The following is an 18151-nucleotide window of genomic DNA, read 5'->3' as shown; positions in this document are numbered from 1 at the left end:
GAAGGTCGCAGGTTCGAATCCTGCCGCCGCTACCAACTTAAGCCCCACCCCCGCTAGCTGTGCTAGCGGGGGTTATGCGTTTTGGGTGAGCAACATATCTGAACGAAGACGCTATCGTTCTGAGGGGCGGGGTGACCAACCCCGGCGCAGCAGCGGCCATGCTTGCCAGAGATATTCAATCCCGGAGCCAATCGTCCAGATGAGGGCAAGCGCCATTGGGACAGGCCAGAGATTGAGGATCGGGGTAAGTAAACCACCAGCAATTGATCCGAGGAAACCGCCGGTTTCAGCGTGGGCAGCAAGGAGGCGCCAGATTAGGGCCACGACCGTAATCACAAGCTTTTGCTTGCCAAAGCGACGGGCTGAAATGACGACTCCTTCGGCAGCGGCGAATGAACGGAGACCGGAGACAACAAATTCGCGAACGATGATCGCGAGGGCAACCCATGACGGCAGTAGTCCAACCTCAATCATGGGGATAAGGACACCGGCAACGAAAATCTTGTCGCTGATCGTATCGATAAAAATGCCAAGGGGTGAAACTACCTTCAGATGGCGAGCTAGCCGGCCATCGGCCATATCGCTCAATGCCATCAACAACAGCAAGAACGCCGCACCCAGATAGGCGGTTGGCGTTGCCGCCAACACCAGCCATGCCAGAATCGGCGTCGCAATGATGCGGAAAAGGCCCAGCAGATTGGGAAGCTGTCGCATGGTTTCCTACTCGGATCTACGCCTTACTCTGCACTTCGATTATAGCACACTGGGTCTCTGATATTCTATTGACATAATTTTAAAAAGGAAATCCTTTGTTGCCTGCCATGGTATAATTCAGATCAATCATTATGACCGGCAAACAACGTCGCTCAGCGCGCCAAACGGTTCGTTGCCGAACACCGGTTGTCACGCAGCGACTAGTGCCAACGTGCGAGGTGAGTAAGGAGCGATGCTGCTGCTTGGAGAAGAGACGTTGCACCGCAACGTCTTTACCTTACCGTATAAGGGTGTGAGTGAGTGACCTGATACCACCTCGCTGGCTGCGCTATGCAGGTCATCATTGTTGCGATAGACATTTGTACTCTGTGGTAATTGCATAAACTGCGACGCATACCGATATGGTCACTCTGCTTGAACGAATCAACGAAGTACTGTTTGCCGCAGTATTGATTGTCAGCTTTTCATTGTTAGCCTACATTGTGCTGCAAAACTGGCGCAGCGATATTGTGCGCGCGCTTGGTGTTTTGTTGGCTGGAGTCATCATTGCCTACAGCGGTGATTTATTGTTGGCCCGCGCGCAACGTCCGGAAACGGTTGAATTTCTGGGCAGGGCGCAATGGTTAGGGATTGTCTTGGTTCCGGCGGGTTACATTCACTTCGCGAATGCCCTGTTAGCGTTTGGCAACGCCAATACCCTCGCCCAACGCTGGCGGCGCAGCGTGTATCTCGCCTATCTAGGCAGTATTATCATCTTTCTCCTTGTTGCTCTTGGCACGAATTTAGTGATTCACACCGGGATGCCAAGCGGCCCCGTCGCCCAATTTCAAGCTGGGCCATTGTTTTGGTTTTACGTCGTCTTCTTTGTTGTGGCAGCGGCAACTGCGTTGATCGCCATCTTGACCGTGCGTCGCTCGGCGCTAACGCCATCGCAACGCCGGCGGTTGAGTTATCTGAGCGCGACCTTTGCCGCGCCCGGGATTGGCGTCTTCCCATTTTTGTTAGTTGCCTCGCCGAGCGCTGCGCCAATCAGCCTGATACTCGCGTTACAGGCGATTGCCAGTGTCATCGTGATCGTGATGGTCACGATTATGACGTATTCGGTGGCGTTTCAGGGCATGCTCATCCCTGAGCGGCTGATCAAGCAAGATTTTGTGCGGTGGTGGTTATACGGCCCCTTTGTTGGCATTACCACGATTCTGTTTATGCAGGCGGTGCCGGTCATTGCTCAGCAACTTGGCTTGCCGCCAGAGACGCTCATCACCTTCGGGGTGATGGTGATGACGGTCTTAATGCCAATCTTTGTGACGCAGGCCAAACCATACCTTGACGCTCTGATCTATCGCCAAGACCATTCTGAGATCGACTATTTGCGCAACTTACCGCGCAATATGTTTACCCGAGCCGATCTGCGAGCGTTGCTCGAAAACTCACTCGTCGCGATCTGTAACCCCTTGGGGGTGAAGACAGGCTTTGTGATCGCGCCGGGAGAAGATGGATTTAGCGTCAAAGCCTTATGGGGGTCGCGTCGCGAAGTGCGCCGGTTTGTGACCGAACATCCGATTGCCAACCTGATTCCGCAGCTTGATGCGATGCCGTATGATGTAAGCGCTAGTCTGGATAGCGGATCGTTTGTGGTGATCGGGTCGTTTTGCTTATTGCCGTTGCGCAGTCCTGATGGCGTCTTTCTAGGTGCGATCGGGCTTGAGGCCACGCCCGATCAATTGCAACGCAACGGCGGGATGTCTACCGAAATGCGGCGCATGGTGACCGGGTTGGCCCACCAAATCGAGTTGGCGCTGACGACGGCGCAGATGCAGCGACAAATTTTTGATGCGCTGCGCGGGTTAGCGCCAGAGATGCAGTCGTTGCAACAACTCAGTTCACGCTTAGAGCAAGCGACACCGAGCACCTTAAACGCGATCGAGGATGACATTGTGCTCCACCCCGATTTTCCGCAACTGGTCAAAGATGCGCTGACGCAATTTTGGGGCGGGCCAAAGCTGGCAGATAGCCCATTGCTTGGCTTGCGCAGTGTGCGGCGGGTACTCGCCGAGCAAGGTGGCAGCCCAACCAAGGCTTTGCAGGCCGTCTTGCGGCAAGCGATCGCGAATTTGCGACCTGATGATCAGATCGATCCTTCAGCGCAGGAGTGGCTATTGTACAATCTGCTAGAAGGGCGATTTTTGCGCCGGCAGACGGTGCGCGATGTCGCTCATCGCCTCGCTATGAGCGAGTCGGACTTTTACCGGAAGCAGCGCATTGCGATTGAAGAGGTAGCGCGCCAAATCTTGTTGATGGAAGAACATGAGTGCGAAAATTCTACTGGCCGAAGATGATCCCGATCTGCAACTGATCACGCGCATGGTGCTCGAAGACGCAAACTATACCGTTATTATCGCAAATAATGGTTTTGAAGCGTTGGAGCAGCTTGCCCGTCAGACCTTTGATCTCTTGTTGATCGATGTCATGATGCCGCAGATGGATGGGTTAGAGCTGTGCCAGCGGTTACAGTTCCATCCGGTTTGGCGTCAGATACCGATCGTCTTGCTCACAGCCAGCCCCAGAGTGCGGGATCTGCCGCAACACTTGCCACCTTCAGTACTCGGTTGGGTTGAAAAACCGTTTAATGTATTTGCACTGGTAGAGAAAGTCGAATCAGTGCTCGCCGGCGAGTGTTAATAATCGAATACTTCTATTACTTATCCAAGCATCGGTCGTCAGACGAACAGGTGTAAACGGTTGTGGAATTGACTGATCGATCAGACCTTTTAGCCATCCTGTGCCGGCAGATGTATCGCACCCCGTCGCGTGAGGGCGTATGGCAGGCATTGCTTGATGGCGCGCGCAGCCTTGCTATGGCGAGCGTAGCGTTAATCTATCGGCTTGGGCCTGACAGCGATCAATTGCAACGATTTGACGATCAGGCCGATCCAGTAGCAGGCGTGGCTCCGCAACAGATTAGCATTCCGCATTACTTGATGCATGATTTGCGGTTGTTGCGGCAACCGCTGCTCTTTACGCCTGATCGACAATCAATACCGCTGGCATTGGCGTTGACCAATGCGATCTGGCCTGAACAGCCGCCAACGCAGATTGCGATTTTGCCGCTCGTGGCCAATGGCGCGTTGCAGGGTTTATGCATCTGTGGATGGGAGGCGCAGGTCGCCCATGAACACATCGGCGTATTGCAATTTCTCGCCGATGATGCCATTCATGCTCAGGCGCGGTTTGATCAGGTTGACGGTCTGCGTGAGCCGGAACCGCTGCCAGTTGATGTCTTTGTTGATCTGGCCTTGATCTACACCCATACCCCCGATCAACTGATTGGAGTCGCGATCGAGCAACTGGTCAGCGCAGTTGGCGCTGTAGCCGGTGCGCTCTATCTCTACAATGATGAGACCAGCCAGCTTGAGATCAAAACGGTGACGATCAGCGCATCGTTGCCGGCTTTTGCGACCGTATTGCACCAGTTATGGCAACACGAGCTTGGCCAGCAGATGCAAGCGTTGGCCTCGTCATTGCTCGAGTCAGCCGAGAAAATTGCTTATCTGCCAACAGATACTTCACCATCACCGGTATTCGGGACATTACACGCATTTCTACGTTCGCATGCCATTACTGGTGTGGTTTCACTGGCTATCGTAGCCGGTGGATGGCAGGTTGGCGTTGTGCAGTTAGTGCCGTGGCCAAGCCATCGGTTCAGTGAACGGCAGATACAGTGGCTGCTCCTATTGGCGCGGCAAATTGGCGCCGCGATTGAGCATACCCGGCTTTTTGAGCATTTGTGGATCGAGCTTGATCGGGCGCAGGCAGTGGTGGAAACGATCAACGATGGCATTATTATGATTGACCGTCAGCGCCGGGTTGTGATGGTCAATCGGCGGGCTTGCTATTTTTTTGGCGTGGCCGAACACGATCTTAAGGGCCGGTCGTATGATGACCTGTTGCTCATCTTTGGCCGTGTCTTTGCCAATAGTACCCGCTTAACGTTTTGGTTGGGGCAACTGTTGGGTTCAGAAACCGACCGCACTTATGAAGAGTTTCAAGTGATTTGGCCGGAGGCGCGCCGCTTGCACTGCTTCTCAGCGCCGGTGATTGATCGGCATGAGCAGTATTTAGGGCGAATCTTGATCTTCCGCGATGTGACGCGCGAGCGTGAAGTTGAGCGCCTGAAAGACGAGTTCGTCTCAACCGTGTCGCATGAATTGCGAACGCCGCTGACCAGCATTCAGGGGTCACTGCAACTGGTGTTAGGCGACGCTGCGCGGGGCAAGCCCGGGCTTGCTCCTGATCTCGCTGCACCGGTACGGTCAATGCTTCAGGTGTCGCTAGCGAATACCGAACGTCTTATTCGGCTAGTAAACGATATTCTCGATATTGCGAAGATCGAGCAGGGACGGTTGCAGTTGCAGCCGAAGCCGATCGCGCCGATCGAGATCTGCAGGAGCGCTATGGAAGAACTGCGCACGTTTGCGCGCCAGTATAGCGTGACCATTTCGCTGAATGTGCCGCCCAATTTGCCATTGGTGGAAGTCGATCGCGATCGGATCGTGCAGGTGGTGATCAACCTGTTGTCGAACGCGATCAAGTTTTCACCGCGAGGGCAGCAGGTGCTGCTGAGCGCCACCCACGAGCAGAACGTCGTGCGCTTTAGCGTGCGCGATTGGGGGATCGGTATTGCCCGCGCCGATCAGATGCGGTTGTTTCAAAAGTTTCACCAACTCGACCAATCAATCAGTCGCGAAAAAAGCGGTTCTGGATTAGGGTTGGCTATCTCGAAAGAGTTAGTTGAATTACATGGTGGCAAGATATGGGTTGATAGTGATCTTGGCCGGGGAAGTACGTTCAGTTTTACGGTGCCGGTGGCGAAAGTGCAGCCGCAACCGGTGGAAGGCCAACTCCCGCTGATTGTGGTTGCCGACGGCTCCCATCCGTGGGTCGCTAAGCTATGCGCTGCGTTGGAAGCCGATCCAAACTGGCACGTGATCCAAATGCAGGTGCGTGATCTCAGCGCCGCTGCGCCAGCGCGCCAGCCGTCCTGTCTGGTGTTAGTCGACCCTAGCGATCTCGATGAACGAATCAGTCACATTCGCACGGTTCCACTCTACCGGATTGTGCCGATGATCGTGATCAGTGATGCGCCGGGGGCAAGCCGCCTGCGTGATGCTAGGGTCTTGTCGTTTCATAGCCCGATCGAGGATATTATTGCCGAAATACGCCGCCAGATTGCCGAACCGCAGCCATTGGTGCTAGTGGTTGAAGATGATCCGAATGTGCGGACGGTGTTGGTGCGGATTTTACAGCGGCATCGCATGCGGGTGTTCGCGGCCAGTGATGGAGTTGAAGCGCTAGAGTTAGCACAGCATTCGCGACCGCATGCCGTCTTGCTTGATCTGCGTATGCCCGGTATGGACGGTTTGGAAGTGTTGCAGCGGTTACAGGCGCAGCCGGCTACGGCGACGATCCCGGTTGTGATTTTGACCGCCAATGACTTGGGGCCTGATGCGTCAGCGCAAGCATTCAATCTTGGCGCGCGTGGGTTTCTCGAGAAGCCGGTTACGGCTGAGCGTCTTATTGCCACTTTGACATCCGTTATGCAAACACGCGAGGGTGGTGATGAATAAGGCTCCTTCCGAAGTGGAAAAGTTTATCCATCAGCTTGCATCACCGCTCACGGCGTTGCAGAGTGCAGTAGACCTGCTGGCGCATTACTATGGGCAGAGCGATGATCAGCGGTTACGCAATCTGATTGGCTCGTTGCAACGATCGACGGCCCGCTTGCGCCAGTTTAGCGAACACTTAACTGGCCGGTTGCAGGTGGAAGGCAATATGATCGTTGCGCGGGTGCCAATTGAAGCGTATCAGCCGGCGATCCCGGCTGCACCGGTATCATCGCCAGCCGTTTCAATTGGTTCAGGATTAGCAGTGTTGGCGGGTGGGGCGACGCTTGACGGGCTGGCGCAGGCGTTGGTGGCAGCGGGCTTAGAGGTGCAGCGCGTAACGACCGGGGCTGCCGGCCTTGACCTTGCCCGTCGCCGCCGGCCACGCTTGCTGGTAATAGCTGAGGAAATCACCGATATTGATCCGTCTACCTGTGTCCAGATAGCCCGTACCGATCCAGAAACGCGCGAGGTGGCGGCGGCGGTGGCAAGCCACCACCCATTGGTTGGCGGCAATGTGCCGCTGCTCGATCTGAGCCAACCGCTGCTTGATCAAGTGCAGCGCTTGTTGACCGCACATCATAGCGAACGGGGAGTGCCACGGATTCTCTTGGTTGATGACGAACCAGAGATTCGGGGTACGCTTGGCCAACAATTGACCGATGCCGGGTTTGTGGTGGTGACGGCATCGGACAGTGCGGCAGTGGTGCAATTAGCGACCACGCAGCATTTCGATCTCGTCGTGCTCGGTCGCTTGTTGCCTGATGGCTATGGTTTGCAGATATTGCATACCCTGCGCACTACGCCGGCGACACGGTTGGCGCCGGTGGTGGTGTTGTCTGCAGTCAGTGCACTGGATGAAAAGGTGCGGAGTTTGCAATCAGGCGCCGATGACTATATCGTGAAACCGTGCAGCGCCGCGGAATTGGCAGCGCGGATCCGCTCGATTTTGTGCCGGAGTGAGCGGGATAGCAGCGTGAACCCGCTGTCACGGTTGCCCGGTAATATTGTGATCGAACAAGTGATTCACGAGCGACTGGTGAAGCAGCAACCGTTTGCGGTAGCGTATATCGATCTCGACCATTTTAAAGGGTATAATGATCACTACGGGTTTTTTAAGGGCGATGCGGTGATTGTCCATACGGTCCGGCTTTTGGCTGACATCGTTCATTGGTATGGCGAAGCGGACGATTTTCTGGGCCATCTCGGCGGTGATGATTTTGTGTTGGTGACGACGTTGGAACGAGCGCAACGCCTTGGTCAAGCAATGATCAAACGCTTTGACGCGACGATCCCCTATTTTTATTCAGCAGAGGATCGCGAGCGGGGCTATATCTTCGGCCACGACCGGCAAGGTCGTCTGTGCCGTTATTCATTGCTGAGTGTCTCGATTGCCGTTGTGCCGGTAGCGCCATCCCAGTATCAGCAGCCCTACGAGATTGCGCAGCGAGCAGTCATCGTGAAGCGACAGTCAAAGACGATGACCGGCAGTTGTTTGCTGGTTGATCAATCAGAAAGAGGATGACATGCCCTCAATTCCGGTGCCAACAATTGTAGAGCGCACCAGCCGCGGTGAGCGGAGTTGGGATATTTTTTCCCGCTTGTTAAAAGAACGGGTGATTATTATCGGCGAGCCAATTGATGATGAGCTGGCCTCGTCGGTGGTGGCGCAGTTGTTGGTGTTGCAGCAGCAAGACCCTGAGCGTGATATCTGGATGTATATCAATAGTCCGGGTGGCGTGATCCGGGCGGGATTGGCGATCTACGACACGATGCAGCTCGTGACGCCTGACATCTGCACGGTGTGCGTGGGCCGGGCGGCGAGTATGGCGACAGTGCTGCTCTGCGCCGGGGCGAAGGGGAAGCGGTTTGCCTTGCCGCATGCGACGATCCACTCGCATCCGGCAGGCGGCGGCGCCGAGGGGTATGCGCCGGATGTGCAGATTGCGGTTGATGAGATGCTACGGTTGCAGCGGCTGTTGCGCGAGATTATGGCCAAACACTCTGGCCAGCCGGTCGAGCGGTTGGAGGCTGATTTTAGCCGCGATTTTTACATGACCGCGTCGCAGGCGGTAGAGTATGGTTTGATTGATGCCATTCTGACTCCGCAGCAGCGGTGAGCTGCCGGCGGAGCCAATCGGCGGTCAGGGTGATACACGCAAGATCGATTGGCAGCGAGATATGGCTGGCAAACGGCAACAGATGGTATTCGGACCAACCGGCGGCCAGCGCAGCGATTTCGGCGGCTGCCGCCGGGGGGACGATAGCGTCGCGGCCTGCATAGACCAGCAGCGTTGGGAGCAGTGGTTGGCGATGAGCTAATGTGCGCAGGCAACCCGGTACATCGAGTGCATCGAACAGATCCCACGTGCCGATCGTGGCCCGGATGCCGCTCGTCTGCCATGCTTTGATCACGTGGTCAATGGCGCCGTCGCGGAATAGATGCAGCATGCGCAGTTGCACAATGGCAATTGCTTCCCGAATCTGTACGTGCCGGTATTGGCGCGCATCGAGCCGAAGTCGCGGCGGTACTTCCCACAGCGCGAGTGCATCAACCGGCGCACCGTTGGCGACAGCGCGAGCCAGCACGGCGCCGCCTAAACTCATGCCAAGCGCGCCGATCCGGCTGTAGCGCGCTCGTAGCCAACCCAGCGGATCAGCGACGCTCTCAACTATCTGCGGGAACGACTGCGGGCGCGGGCTTTCGCCGTGGCCGTCAAGGTCGATCAGCACAACCGCTAACCCGCGCGCAATCAAGGCATCGACCAGCCGCCATGCGTAAAAAGTTTTGTCGCAACCCGAACCATGCGTTACTAGCACGGCGGCGGCGGCGCCGCCGCGAGGCACGATGTGCAAGGCCGGCACCGGGCCATGGCGCGCGGGGAGATCGAGCCGGGTGATGTAGCGATCGGCATAGACTCCCGGTTGGAGCTGCCGGCGTGGATTGAGATCGCGCCGGCGTAAGGTCGCCAAGCCGAGATGGGTGATGAGCGCCGGCAGCGCGAGGACTACCGCTGCGGGCCAGTCTGCCGCCGGTAGACGCCAACTCAGCGCCGCTAGCGGAATGGCGAGCCGTTCGCTCCAGCTTAGGCCGCGCAATCCGGCCAGATTGGCGAGCGTATTGTAGAGGGTGATCAGGCGGAAGAGTGTAGCCAGCAGACGCACGGAACCTCAATGAGCGACACGATTGCAGCAATTGCGACCCCTCCCGGTGAGGGTGGCATTGGCATTATACGGCTCAGCGGGCCGGAAGCTCAAGCGATTGCGCTGAGGATCTTCCGTCCGGCGCGGGCGGGCCGGTTGCGCAGCCATCGGGTGCGCTATGGGTATGTGATCGGGCCGGATGGGGCGGTGATTGATGAAGCGTTACTGACCTTTATGGCCGCGCCGCACAGTTTTACCCGCGAAGACGTGGTTGAAATCTCTTGCCATGGGGGCGCGTTACCGGTACAGCTCACGCTGGAAGCGGCCTTAGCTGCCGGCGCGCGCTTGGCCAATCCCGGCGAATTTACCATGCGTGCGTTTCTGAATGGGCGGATCGATCTAAGCCAAGCTGAGGCCACGCTCGATGTGATTCGGGCGCAGACGAGCGCGGGGTTGGCGGTGGCGCAGGCCCAACTTGGCGGCTGGCTGGCGCGGGAAGTGCGGGCAGCGCGGGCTGCCTTGCTCGAACCGCTGGCCTACATCACTGCGCTGATCGACTTCCCGGAAGAGGGGATCGAGCCGCAGGCAGTGGCTGAACCAGTGGCGCAAGCGTTAGCGACGGTGGAGCGGTTGTTGGCCGGGGCCAATCAGGGGATAGTGATCCGCAACGGTGCGCGGGTGGCGTTGGTCGGACGGCCCAATGTCGGTAAATCAAGTTTGCTCAACGCCTTGCTGCGGGTCGAGCGGGCAATCGTGACGCCGATTCCCGGCACCACCCGCGATACGCTCGAAGAGACGGCCAATCTGGCCGGCGTGCCGGTGGTGTTGATCGACACTGCCGGCATGCGGGCTAGTGACGATCCAGTGGAACAGATTGGGGTTGAGCGGGCGCGATCGGCGCTGGCCAGCGCTGATCTGGCATTGTTAGTGTTCGATGCCCAGCAACCGTTTACTGCCGAAGATGCGGCGATGCTGTCAGTCACTGCCGAGCGGCCCACCATTATTGTCTGGAACAAATGCGATGATCCGGCTAGCGCGCCGCTGCCGGCGCCGGAGCATCCGCGTAGTGTGGCGGTCGTGGCCTGCTCGGCGCGCTACGGTCATGGAATCGATCACCTCGCCAACACGATTGCAGCTACGTTGCTCGGCGGCACGTTACCGGCGATGGGAACAACCCATCTGGTCAGCAACCCGCGCCATCGCGCCGCTCTGCGCCGGGCGGTTGAGTTTTTGCGCGCCGCCCAAGAGACATTAGCGACCAATGCGGCGACCGATCTGCTGGCCGCCGATCTGACCGGCGCCACCAATGCACTTGGCGAGATCACCGGCGAGACAGTAGGCGAAGACCTGCTCGATGTGATCTTCAGCCGGTTTTGCATCGGCAAGTAGCCGCTGTGTTACAATGGCATTGTGCCGTTACACCGCGAATAAGGAGGAACGCGCATGAATAAGAAGACCATCCGCGATGTGGATTGGGCCGGGAAACGTGCGCTCGTGCGGGTTGATTTCAACGTACCGCTCGATGATCAGGGTCTGATTACCGATGACACGCGCATCCGAGCGGCGTTGCCGACGATTCGGTATCTGTTGGAACACGGCGCCAGCGTCGTGTTGATGTCACACCTTGGGCGGCCCAAAGGTAAGCCCGATCCAAAGTATAGCTTGCGTCCAGTGGTTGAGCGCTTGTTTGAATTACTGTCAGAAGCGACTGAGGTCAAGAAGACGGAAGCCATCACCGGCCCAGCCGCCGAAGCAGCGGTGGCTATGCTCAAGCCGGGTCAGGTGCTGGTGCTGGAGAACACCCGCTTCGATCCGCGGGAAGAGAAGAATGATCCGCAGATGGCCGCCGAGCTGGCCAAGCTGGGTGACGTGTATGTCAACGATGCGTTTGGCACCGCGCACCGTGCTAATGCCAGCACCGAGGGCGTGGCTCATTATCTGCCGGCGGTGGCCGGTTTCTTGATGGAGAAGGAATTGGCCTACATCGGCGGCGCGCTGAGCAATCCGCAGCGCCCGTTTGTGACCGTGATCGGTGGCGCCAAGATCAGTGACAAGATTGGCGTGATCGAGAACTTGCTCGGCAAGGTTGATGCGCTGCTGATCGGTGGCGGGATGGCTAATACCTTCTTGCTAGCGAAGGGGTTGAACCTTGGCGACTCGCTGGTGGAACCGGATAGTGTTGCGGTGGCGCAACAACTGATGGCCAAGGCCGAAGAGCGTGGCGCGCGGCTGCTCTTGCCGGTTGATGTGGTGATCGCTGATGCGTTCAGCGCCGGGGCTCAGCGGCAAGTGGTTGACGCTGACGCGGTGCCAGCTGGTTGGCGGGTACTCGATATTGGGCCAAAGACGATTGAGCTGTACAGCGCCGAGATTCGGGCGGCGCGGACGGTAATCTGGAACGGCCCGATGGGGGTGTTTGAGCTGGAGCCGTTTGCTGCCGGCACGCGAGCAATTGCCCAAGCGATGGCGGAAGCGTCGGCGAACGGCGCGATCACGATTGTCGGCGGCGGCGATAGCGTCGCGGCGGTCGAGCAGGCTGGGTTGGCTGAGCAGATGTCACACGTCAGCACTGGCGGCGGCGCGTCGCTTGAGTTGCTCGAAGGGCGGGTGCTGCCCGGTGTGGCTGCATTGCAAGACGCCGAGTAAAGGAAGAGTATTGCTAGGGACACGGCGCCGCCGTGTCCCTAGCCCATGATGGCGGAACGGGATCATCGGGACACGGCAACGCCGTGTCCCTGTAACATTATGGCACATTGGTGGTGTCGGCGAGCGCAGCCTCTTCCCACGGCTCGACATTGCCGGCCCAATCGCGGGCGCGCACGCGGAAGGCGAACTGCTTGCCTTCATCGGGGCCAAACCACGCGCTCAGCTCGGTTGTCCCCTTCTTCCAATCTGTCCAGCCGCCATCAGGCAACAACCGCACCTGCACATCGTAGCTGGCGATGCCGGTCATATCATCGTTGCCGCCCCACTTGATCAAGAAGCCATTGCCGGCGCGCGTAATCGAAAGGATCTGGGTGTTGGGCGGGGTCGTATCGCTGCGCGGTTCCCATGCGATCGCATCGTAACGCACGGCCATACCGCGATCAGCGGTGAGGTCGCTGAGGAAGACCTGTGGCTCTTCGTTGTCGGGGCCGCCAAAGTAATAGGTGCCGAGCGAGGCCCACTGGCCGCTGGCTGAACGTTGGTCAAGCGTTACTTCAGTCGTCGCCCCGGCATGGCTGATCCGGTAACGGGCGCTGGTAGTAGCTGGATTGCCGCAGGTTGGGATATAGGCTTTGACTTCATAGAAACCGGGATTAAGGTTTGGCGCAGTCCACGCTGCGGCAGTGGTCGCTTTGGCTGGATCAGTGGTGGAATAGATCCATTGATGCTGGCCATTCAAGCCGCACCGTTCCTCGTACCAATCCTTGCCGACTGGATCAAACGCGGTATCGGTATTATCAATGGTGAACGCGCCTTCGGGCGCGGTAACGGTTTCTTGCGCAGCATCATCGGTGAACTGGTTGGAACCAACCTCAACCGCATCACCGGGACCGGGGTCTTCGCCAAGCCAGAGGAAGGTGACGTAGACATAATCGCTGCGAGTCATGCCGAGGTCGTCCCAGAAGGTGCCGTCGGCGATGTCAATTCCATTGGGGAGGGTGATCCGCCGGCCCCACTCATCGCGGCCACCGTTGTAGCCATGGAAGTAAGCTGCTTCGGCCATCGGCATACCGACCGGCAGGTCGCTGTAGCGGCGGTTCGGGTTCCAATAATCGTCGCGCGTATTCCACGGTCCGACATCCCAGACTGGCACTACCACGGAACGGCCGTTGTAGGTAAGACGAACTTTGAACTTATCGGTGCCTTTGGGTGAGAGGGCGCACCAGCAGGGCAGGGCCACAAACCGGTCGCGGGGTTGGATAATGTGGCCATTAGCGGTGCGGTAGCCAACCAGACCTTCACGAGTGGCAAAGATGCGGTACGTGGGGGCGACGGGCGGCTGTTGGGACGGTGCGGTCGTCGGGGCGGCCTGTACGTGGGCGATGGCGGTCGAGAGCACGACCAGCACAGCGACAATCAAGCCGCGGCGAACGATACTTCCTCTCATACAGTCTGTTTCCTCCTTATTATGGCGGCATTCGGCACAGTGTGCCGGGCAGACGCGGGGCAGCCGCCACGTGGTAGGGCATGCTGGCGTAGGTAAACGCCACCATTACCCCGTAGGGATATCTGAATGTGCGTCTGCCGGGCGCCGCTTGGTGCATTACAAGGCGCAATGGCGTGGTAAGCGGTAGATCTGGCAAACAGAGCCAGCACTTGGCGGCGCCCGCCCAATCAAGCCGGAGCAACGGGCTCCGGGGTGTTGTGTTAGCGCCCGCCCTCAACCGTCAGATTGGCGAGGTCGGGAATAGCGGCGATCCAGATCGAGCCAGGCGCGAGCGGCACTTCGTTGCCGTCAGCATCAATGAGGTAGAGCGGAGCAAAGCCTGCCGCTTTGCGCCATGTGGCCTCGATCATGCGGCCATCGCGGAAGATGCGGGCCGGGCCTTCGCCGATCACATCCTGCTCGATGCGCCCTTTCGGATCATTTGGAATAGGCCGTTCGGGCACTTCGAGAATGACAACATTCTTGAACTGCAACTGCGCGCCGGTGGCAGCATCGACGTGGGGGCGATTGCCGCGCAGATAGCGATAGCTATTCGTAGCTGGATCGTACTGCCAGCCGACGCTTGCTTCACGGTAAATGAAGAAATAGCGCAACGCCTGTTGGGTTGGCCGTTCGGAGGGTGGCGCTTCGGGTGAATAAGTGAACCCGATCTCTGCCAATCCTTCCACTGGCCGATCATTTGCCGCGGCAAACTGGGCGATATTGGCGCTATTGGTATACAGGTTGTGCGGCGCGCTGCGATCGCGGGTGCGGTAGAAATACCTACTGGCATTGCCGCGCAGCGCATCCATATTGATCAATTCGATCGAGGTTTCAGCCAGTAATAAGCCTTCGGGAGAACCGCCAGCATGTACATAGACCGCGCGGAAGCCTTTGGCCCATTCAACATAATACGAGCGGGCGCTGCGAACAGGGCCGATCACCGGGATGTCGGGCGAAATACCGGGGATAAAGATCGCCATGTAGCGGGTAATGCCGAACTCGGCCAACGCCTCGACCACGATGGCTGCCTTATCCATGCCGGTTTGCGGGTAGGCATTGGGATGGTTATCGTACATCACCGCAAAGGGCCGGCTAGTGACCGCACCGCGCGGCACGGCGAGCGGTGCGCTGATGGGTTCGAGAGTGGCAGTAGGTGCTGGGGTAGCGGTCGGTTCGGGGGTGGCAGTAGGTGTTGGGGTAGCGGTCGGTTCAGGCGTTGCTGTTGGCGGAAGGGTCGGCACGGCTGTTGGCTGCGGGGTGTCCGGCAGCCGGGTGGCAAACTCGATAGCTGTCGGTAGTGGCGCTGGCTCATTGGCTGCCGCGGCGCCACATGCGCTGATCAACAAAACACTGAGCAACAGGGCTAGTGCAGAAAAGCTACTCCTCATGCATCTCTTTCCTTATGTGCCGCAAGTCGTGGCGGAACAACGCGGGCAGCTTATTATACCATGAGTTTGGCGGGGTGCAAGTTGAATGACTTGGTGCGAGCAGAGGTTTAGGATCGCGATTGATTTGGGCAAGCGGCCTCTTGTGCCTATCCTGATATGGAATGCAGCCGTTTCACTGCCGCATTCCATGCCTAACAGCCTGCTCAACCGGGTAGGACGGGCCATCATTAACTCCCGGTGCGGAACTGCCACGTGTAGGTAAATGGTTGCCCATCATACGATCCGCTGATCGATACTTCGATCAGGCTATTGGCGGGCAAATTGACGGTAGGAGTGACGGCGATCCCTTTATGGTCGACCGGCAAGCTGGTGGTGCTGGTATGCGGAATGGCATTGCCGCCGACAACGCGCAGAACCGTGCTGCTGATCACCGGCGTACTGCCAAAATAGCGCCATTGCAACGTAATCGGATATTGCGTCGCCGGCACATCGGTTTGGTCAATGCCGGGGTAGCGCACCGGCCAACCGGGGTAATCAGCATCAGCCCTGTAGTTAAAATGGGAGAGCACATCGAGCGCGGCGCCGTTGCAGTGCCAGTTCACGTTATTTACTCTGCATTTTGCAGTCGCAGTGGTGTAAAACCCAAACCCGAAGGTGGGCGTGTTGGGGTAGAGCAGCCAGATGCGATGGCCGATCGATTTCATCCAGCTATCAACTGCGTCAGCTGGCTGCCACCTGTTACCCCATCCAATCCACGCATTGCCCTTTTTCGCGCAGATCTGGCCGGTAGGCGAGGCAAAGGGCTTGATCGGGTCTTGGTCGTGCGTAAGATGGTTATTTTCGGCCATATAGCGCGCATGTTCCCAGCAGTTGCTGTTGATCTCGCTACTTTCATTGACCGGCGGCACGCTGGTCCGCGTCCGGTAGGCGTTAACCCGCTCTAGCCAATTGGATGAGAGGGGCGGGTACGGCACTGTGCGGCTGATCAAAAGATGGTGTTTGGCAGGCTTTGCGGCGTTTCTGGTGAGGCAACGACGTTAGACGGTAGTGACAGCATGACAAGGAAACAGACGACGATCGGATACAAGAACAGAGATCAACGCATGAGATGTAGCTCCGTAATTCTATCATTGATTGGCGCAATCTGTGTAGTAATTTACCAGCCAATCTATGGAGCGGGCAATAGGGTTTTTATACTATGTTGCGAGTAGTCCCTTGGGCTATTCCTAACCGGCAGTGCGCGCTGAAGCGGGGGATTGCTGCGGGGTATAGGCTCGGCCTTTCAGGGCCGGGCTAGGGTTACGAAGCCCGCTGCGCGGGCTGGTCCTCATCCCCCCTCCCCTTCTCCCGCCTAATGGCGGAAGAAGGGGAGCCGCTGAGTTGACGGGAGAGGCACGGCTCACGCAGAACGCAGCAGCGCCCCGCTCCCGCGCCAGTGGGAGCGGGGCAGGGGGTGAGGGTATGGGGCTGAATAGCTACAAAGATACGCAAAAGACGCAACAATCGTCCATTTTTGTGCCTCTTGTGTCTTTTCGTGGCTATGCCACCCGCGCGGTGGGTTAGCCCTCACCCCGAAACTCCTTTGCGCTCTTGGCGCTTTTGCGTTTGAATGCTCTGCGCCTTTGCTCGCGTTGCGACAGGTTCATCGGCCTTCATTCCCCGCGCTGTCTCGCTACGATTCGTTGCCTTCTCTATGACCCTGTGCTACGATGAGCCGAGAATGTTTTTTAGCAACAATGGAGCGTGCCATGAGCAGCGCTGGGGTGCAGGCGATCGCGGTAGGCAGACCGGATCGGGCGGGGAGGAGTCGCGAAGGCAGCCCGGTGGCATTAGTGGTGGCAGTGGCTGACGCGCAGCCTGCCGCGATGGCGCTAGCCGCCTACCAAAGCGCGGATGCGGCAATGTTGCCCCATTTCTACCTTGATCGGGATGGGGTATTGCATCAACTGGTCGCTACATCACGTGCCGGTTATGGGTTGGGCCGGGCAATTTGGCGGGGGCGAGTGCATCATCTCGACCGGGCGGCGGTGATTGTGAGTCTTGCAGCGCCGACGCTGACCGATCTGAGCGAGGCACAAGCCACAGTGCTGGCTGATTGGTTGCCGGCGGTGGCCGAGCAACACGGCCTGTCGTTGGCTGATATCGGTATGCTGATGACCGATGCTCGTGGGAAGCGCCGGGTGCTACCGTATTTGCCGCCGGCGCCGCCAGTTATTCCTGCTGATGGGTTCATTCTCGGCAGCGGCGTGCGCTCGCCCGAACAGGAGCTGTGGGTAGGTTTGGCGACGGTGACATGGCGGCAACGTGGCGGCCAATTGCGGCTCAACCAAGCCTTTTCGCTCCACTGGGGCAAGTTTGATCTCGGTGCGCCGCTGGCTCCCAATGAGCCGCCGCCGGTGGCGCTGGACGGTAAGACGTATAATTTTCAGGTCTTTGCTCGCGATACGATCTTTAATGAGGGGACGCAGTACGCTGCCGTGCAGAGTCTGGCCAATCTGCTGGGGCCAGACATCGGCGCAATTCCTGCCGGCGGGGTGAGCCGGGCCTTGATTGAGGCGAGCTATCGCAGTGCGTTGAAGGCGAGCGCGGCGCGCGCGCCGCTCGAGGGCAAGACCGAGTTTCGCGCCGATTGGCGCTTCCATTTTGTGGCGCTGCAAGCCAAACTTGGCCCGGCGCTGAGCGGGAATTACGTCACGGCTGACCGCACGTTTGCGTTGCAAGTCTTTGCTGGCGACACCCTCTATACGCCGATGAGCCAGCAATCCGGTTGTTTCTTTCTCAGCTTAACCGACCCGGCTAGCCCGCAGTATGCCCAACTGTGGGCCGAAACGTACAAAGTCGCCGGTGTTCCGTACAATCCTACCGATCCGTTTCACCAGCGGGCGTTGGCATTAAAGTTGGGCACGCCGCTGAGCGGGGTGGTGCGCGAGACGATCAATGGAACGGCCTGCGAGCTACAGGTCTTTGCGTATGATACGCTGTACCGCGGGCCAGATGGCGAGTTGCGCCGGATGAGCGAGCTGCCGCGTCCGGCTGAGGTACAGGCGTGGCAGCCGCGTCCGGTGTTGGCCCCGGCGCAACCGGCCCAGCCACCAGCGCCGCCCCCG

The 18151-nt window shown here is 58.4% G+C and carries 13 protein-coding genes; 8 read left to right on the top strand and 5 right to left on the bottom strand.

The genetic code is table 11. The annotated features are described in order from the left end of the window. Positions 1-111 precede the first annotated feature (111 nt). Entirely contained in the window at positions 112-714 is a 603-nt protein-coding gene (gene pgsA, locus U9R81_RS06565) for a CDP-diacylglycerol--glycerol-3-phosphate 3-phosphatidyltransferase (RefSeq protein WP_322494709.1), read from the bottom strand. A gap of 401 nt (positions 715-1115) precedes the next feature. Here pgsA and U9R81_RS06560 point away from each other — a divergent pair, with 401 nt between their 5' ends. The 5 genes from U9R81_RS06560 to U9R81_RS06540 all read left to right on the top strand — a co-directional run bounded on the left by U9R81_RS06560 (position 1116) and on the right by U9R81_RS06540 (position 8497). After that, entirely contained in the window at positions 1116-3053 is a 1938-nt protein-coding gene (locus U9R81_RS06560) for a histidine kinase N-terminal 7TM domain-containing protein (protein WP_322494708.1), read from the top strand. After that, positions 3022-3396, top strand: a complete 375-nt coding sequence (locus U9R81_RS06555; RefSeq protein WP_322494707.1) for a response regulator — start codon at positions 3022-3024, stop codon at positions 3394-3396. The genes U9R81_RS06560 and U9R81_RS06555 overlap by 32 nt, the downstream gene beginning before the upstream one ends. Before the next feature lie 62 nt (positions 3397-3458). After that, the gene (locus U9R81_RS06550; RefSeq protein WP_322494706.1) at positions 3459-6341 is read left to right on the top strand and encodes an ATP-binding protein; all 2883 of its coding nucleotides are present in this window, start codon (positions 3459-3461) and stop codon (positions 6339-6341) included. Next, positions 6334-7902: a response regulator gene (locus U9R81_RS06545; protein WP_322494705.1), complete on the top strand. Its 1569-nt coding sequence runs from the start codon at positions 6334-6336 to the stop codon at positions 7900-7902. Before U9R81_RS06550 ends, U9R81_RS06545 begins: the two co-directional genes overlap by 8 nt. A 1-nt stretch (position 7903) precedes the next feature. Further along, complete coding sequence (locus U9R81_RS06540; RefSeq protein WP_322494704.1) at positions 7904-8497, top strand: ATP-dependent Clp protease proteolytic subunit; 594 nt, start codon at positions 7904-7906, stop codon at positions 8495-8497. Here the strand turns inward: U9R81_RS06540 and U9R81_RS06535 are convergent. Further along, a complete protein-coding gene (locus U9R81_RS06535) occupies positions 8415-9542 on the bottom strand; it encodes an alpha/beta hydrolase (RefSeq protein ID WP_322494703.1) in 1128 nt (375 codons plus the stop codon). The genes U9R81_RS06540 and U9R81_RS06535 overlap by 83 nt on opposite strands. Before the next feature lie 9 nt (positions 9543-9551). Between U9R81_RS06535 and mnmE the strand changes: the two genes are divergently transcribed. Beyond that, positions 9552-10910, top strand: a complete 1359-nt coding sequence (gene mnmE, locus U9R81_RS06530; protein ID WP_322494702.1) for a tRNA uridine-5-carboxymethylaminomethyl(34) synthesis GTPase MnmE — start codon at positions 9552-9554, stop codon at positions 10908-10910. A gap of 54 nt (positions 10911-10964) precedes the next feature. Further along, entirely contained in the window at positions 10965-12167 is a 1203-nt protein-coding gene (locus U9R81_RS06525; protein ID WP_322494701.1) for a phosphoglycerate kinase, read from the top strand. A 97-nt stretch (positions 12168-12264) separates the two neighbouring features. Here the strand turns inward: U9R81_RS06525 and U9R81_RS06520 are convergent, their stop codons facing one another. The 3 genes from U9R81_RS06520 to U9R81_RS06510 form a co-directional block, all read right to left on the bottom strand. Then, entirely contained in the window at positions 12265-13614 is a 1350-nt protein-coding gene (locus tag U9R81_RS06520; RefSeq protein WP_322494700.1) for a hypothetical protein, read from the bottom strand. 260 nt (positions 13615-13874) lie between these two features. Next, positions 13875-15044, bottom strand: coding sequence for a DUF3048 domain-containing protein (locus U9R81_RS06515; protein WP_322494699.1), 1170 nt, complete (start codon positions 15042-15044; stop codon positions 13875-13877). Positions 15045-15271: 227 nt separating this feature from the next. Then, a complete protein-coding gene (locus tag U9R81_RS06510; RefSeq protein WP_322494698.1) occupies positions 15272-16033 on the bottom strand; it encodes a CAP domain-containing protein in 762 nt (253 codons plus the stop codon). A gap of 759 nt (positions 16034-16792) precedes the next feature. Between U9R81_RS06510 and U9R81_RS06505 the strand changes: the two genes are divergently transcribed. After that, a partial coding sequence (locus tag U9R81_RS06505) for a M15 family peptidase (protein WP_322494697.1) occupies positions 16793-18151 on the top strand: 1359 nt, incomplete at its 3' end.

Source organism: Chloroflexus sp., from assembly GCF_034435895.1.
Taxonomy (GTDB): Bacteria; Chloroflexota; Chloroflexia; order Chloroflexales; family Chloroflexaceae; genus Chloroflexus.
This window is presented reverse-complemented; position numbering and strand designations above follow the sequence as displayed.

What these genes read in the sequence shown, in the direction of transcription:
- pgsA (WP_322494709.1), bottom strand. Translation starts at nt 714, where the DNA reads ATGCGACAGCTTCCCAATCTGCTGGGCCTTTTCCGCATCATTGCGACG.
- U9R81_RS06560 (WP_322494708.1), top strand. Translation starts at nt 1,116, where the DNA reads ATGGTCACTCTGCTTGAACGAATCAACGAAGTACTGTTTGCCGCAGTA.
- U9R81_RS06555 (WP_322494707.1), top strand. Translation starts at nt 3,022, where the DNA reads ATGAGTGCGAAAATTCTACTGGCCGAAGATGATCCCGATCTGCAACTG.
- U9R81_RS06545 (WP_322494705.1), top strand. Translation starts at nt 6,334, where the DNA reads ATGAATAAGGCTCCTTCCGAAGTGGAAAAGTTTATCCATCAGCTTGCA.
- U9R81_RS06540 (WP_322494704.1), top strand. Translation starts at nt 7,904, where the DNA reads ATGCCCTCAATTCCGGTGCCAACAATTGTAGAGCGCACCAGCCGCGGT.
- mnmE (WP_322494702.1), top strand. Translation starts at nt 9,552, where the DNA reads ATGAGCGACACGATTGCAGCAATTGCGACCCCTCCCGGTGAGGGTGGC.
- U9R81_RS06525 (WP_322494701.1), top strand. Translation starts at nt 10,965, where the DNA reads ATGAATAAGAAGACCATCCGCGATGTGGATTGGGCCGGGAAACGTGCG.
- U9R81_RS06520 (WP_322494700.1), bottom strand. Translation starts at nt 13,614, where the DNA reads ATGAGAGGAAGTATCGTTCGCCGCGGCTTGATTGTCGCTGTGCTGGTC.
- U9R81_RS06515 (WP_322494699.1), bottom strand. Translation starts at nt 15,044, where the DNA reads ATGAGGAGTAGCTTTTCTGCACTAGCCCTGTTGCTCAGTGTTTTGTTG.